The sequence below is a fragment of the Skermanella sp. genome (assembly GCF_059503625.1).
Map to the genome: position 1 here is coordinate 1 of NZ_JCACHA010000279.1, position 3,038 is coordinate 3,038.

The following is a 3,038-nucleotide window of genomic DNA, read 5'->3' on the forward strand; positions in this document are numbered from 1 at the left end:
GGCTCTCCCAACACGGTCTGGTCGTTGCGCTGACGAAACACGGTCCCGGCTTCGTCCCTGCGCCGGAGGCATGGCAGCGCGCCGTTCCTCCCGGTTGCGGGAGTGGACTGACAGCGGTAACATCGTAACCGTCAGTTGCCGCCGAATCCTGTCGGCGTCACTCTGAGATCCGATGACCCGGGACCCGATGGAAAATGCGCGTGACGGAAACCCAGGCGATCGATAAAGCCGCCCTTGTCCGCAGCCAGCATCTTCAGGGGATCGGCCTCATCATCGCCGCCGTCACCCTGTTCTGCTTCCTGGACACGCTGGCGAAGCTGAGCAGCCAGCACGTCCCGACGGTCGAGGTCGTCTGGTTCCGGTATGCGATCCACTTCGCTCTTGCCATGGTGTTCCTCAACCCGTGGCGGTCGCGCTCGGCGTGGCGGACGTCGCGGCCGGTTGCCCAGCTGATTCGGGCGGGACTGCTGACGCTGTGTACGGGGCTGAATTTCCTGGCCCTGCGCTACCTGCAACTGGTGGAAACCGTCACGATCCAGTTCCTGGCGCCGCTGTGCATCGCCCTGCTGTCCGTCGTCTTCCTGAAGGAGACGGTGGGTGCGCAGCGCTGGGCGGCGATCGCCGTCGGCTTCGTCGGCATCCTCGTGGTGACGCGTCCGGGCATCGCCGAAGTCCACTGGGCCGTGCTGCTGTCGCTGGCCTCCGTCGTCAGCAGCGCCGGATACTTCATCATGACCCGCTCGCTGGCGATCACCGAATCGCCGGGCAGCATGCTGCTCGTCATAGCGGCGTTCCCGACCGTGCTTCTGCTGCCCTGGCTCTACACCGTCTGGGTGACGCCGCCGGACCTCTTCACCTGGCTGACGCTGGCGGGGACCGGCGTTTTCGGCGGCCTTGGCCATTTCCTGCTGATCCTTGCCCACCGGCACGTCCCCGCGTCCGTCCTGGCCCCGTTCGGCTATACGCAGATCATCGGGATGGTGGCGCTGGGCTACCTGGTGTTCGGCCACGTGCCGTCGCCGTGGACCTTTGCCGGGGCGTCGATCATCATAGGGTCCGGGCTCTACCTGCTGGCGGAGGAACGGCGAGACAAAGGCGCCGTCGGCAATGCATAAAGACGGGTCAGTAGCGTGCGGCAATCCTGCTCACTTTATTGTAGTCAGATGGCGTTTCCGCTCTATATCTCCTGGTGCGTATTTGGCTCAAAAAGGGTATGGTCGTACGAGTATGGGCAATTTAGCTCCATATTCGTCATCCATGACCGCGGTGTGAAGATCTTCGAACACTCCCTTGGCCGGGATCACCCGCTCCCCTCACCAGGAAAACTGCATGCTGCCCGAAAATGACGGGGCGCTCTATGCAAGCGCGCCGACGAGTACCCCGCCGGACCTGCACGACAAGAAGCAGACGGCCCGCCGCTGGGCCCAGCTCCTAGCGGCTTACAAGCAACCGATCCTGCACCGGAGCGTCGGGCAGATCGGGACGACTCTCGGACCGCTCGCCGCGATCCTCGTTCTGATGGGGTTCAGCCTTCAGGTGGGGTATTGGCTGACCTTGCTGCTGGCGGTTCCCGCCGCTTTCTTCCTCGTACGGACTTTCATCCTCCAGCACGACTGCGGACATGGCAGCCTGTTCCGGTCCAGCCGCGCCAACGACTGGCTCGGCCGTGTCCTGGCGGTGCTGACCATGACCCCCTACGGCTACTGGAAGCGCGAGCACGCGATCCATCACGCCACCTCCGGCAACCTGGAAAAGCGCGGCGTCGGCGACATAACGACGCTGACCGTGCGCGAATACCTGGCGCTGTCGCGCTGGGGACGCCTACGCTACCGCATGTACCGTCATCCCATCGTGCTGTTCGGCATCGGTCCGGCCTTCATGTTCCTGGTCCGCCACCGCATCGCGATCGGTGAAGGAACGAACGACCGGACCGCCTGGTTCAGCGTACTGGGCACCAATGTAGCTATCCTGACGGGCCTGACCGCCGCGTCGCTGGTCTTCGGCTTCACCAACGTCCTGATGGTCTGGGGTCCGGTGGTCCTGCTGGCCGCCACGATCGGTATCTGGATGTTCTATGTCCAGCACCAGTTCGACGGGGTGCAGTGGCACCATGAGCAGGAATGGGACTTCCACTGTTCCGCCTTGGACGGCTGCTCCTTCTACGATCTGCCGCGCTGGCTGCACTGGCTGACCGGTTATATCGGCTATCACCACGTGCATCACCTGTCGTCCAAGATCCCGAACTACCGTCTGCGCGATTGCCACATGTCGATCCCAGATCTACAGCGGGTCCGGTCCCTAGGTCTGTGGGAGAGTCTGAAGACGGTGAGCCTTGCCCTGTGGGACGAGGAAAGCCGCCGGATGATCCGGTTCTGCGAGTTGCGGACCCGGACGGCCTGAGCGAAGATCCGCCGTCACCCTCATTCTACGACGCCGCCTTCCGGGGCGGCGTTTTCGTTTTCAGACCAGCAGCCACGCAGCCTTGCCCGGCTGCATCGCGGCGATGTCGGACGAGTTGACGCCCATCAGGGTGACCAGTTCGTCGACGGCGCCGTCGTGATAGGCCCATACGGCAACGGCGTTCGACCCCTTGGCGACGACCTCGATATCCAGATCGCCGTCGGAGGAGAGCAGGGGCCGCAAGTTGATGAAGTCCTCCGACACCCTGAAGTCCATCACGACATCGCCCCTGTCGGACAGCGCCTTGAACACGAAGGTGTCGCGTCCGCCGCCGCCCCACAGCTGGTCGGCCCCGCCGCCCCCGGTGATCGTGTCGTTGCCCGCACCGCCCTTGACGATGTTGGACAGGCCGTTGCCGGTCAGCGCCATGCCGCTGGACTTCATGCCATAGAGGTTCTCGACGTCGTCGGAAAGGGCATAGCTGTCAGCCCAGGCATTGACGGAGTCGGTGCCTTGGCCGGCTTTCTCGACCACCTTGTCGTAGGGACTGCCGGCTATGTAAGTGTCGTCTCCCTTGCCGCCGGTCATCGTGTCATGACCGGAACCACCGTCGATCAGGTCGTTCCTGTCGGTTCCCT

The 3,038-nt window shown here is 63.8% G+C and carries 2 protein-coding genes and 1 pseudogene; 2 read left to right on the forward strand and 1 reads right to left on the reverse strand.

The features are described 5' to 3' along the window. Positions 1 to 200 precede the first annotated feature (200 nt). Together AC5JJ6_RS06515 and AC5JJ6_RS06520 are read left to right on the forward strand one after the other, a co-directional pair. Positions 201 to 1,115 carry a DMT family transporter gene (locus AC5JJ6_RS06515; protein WP_496041259.1) on the forward strand — a complete coding sequence of 305 codons (915 nt, stop codon included), beginning with the start codon at positions 201 to 203 and terminating at the stop codon, positions 1,113 to 1,115. Positions 1,116 to 1,329: 214 nt separating this feature from the next. Beyond that, positions 1,330 to 2,400 (forward strand): fatty acid desaturase, encoded by a 1,071-nt coding sequence (locus tag AC5JJ6_RS06520; RefSeq protein WP_496041260.1) that lies wholly within the window; start codon positions 1,330 to 1,332, stop codon positions 2,398 to 2,400. A gap of 60 nt (positions 2,401 to 2,460) precedes the next feature. Here the strand turns inward: AC5JJ6_RS06520 and AC5JJ6_RS06525 are convergent. Further along, a pseudogene (locus tag AC5JJ6_RS06525) lies at positions 2,461 to 3,038 on the reverse strand (hypothetical protein); the annotation flags it as partial.

Bases quoted from the DNA above. Each gene is read 5' to 3' on its own strand.
- AC5JJ6_RS06520 (WP_496041260.1), top strand. From the start codon at position 1,330: ATGCTGCCCGAAAATGACGGGGCGCTCTATGCAAGCGCGCCGACGAGT.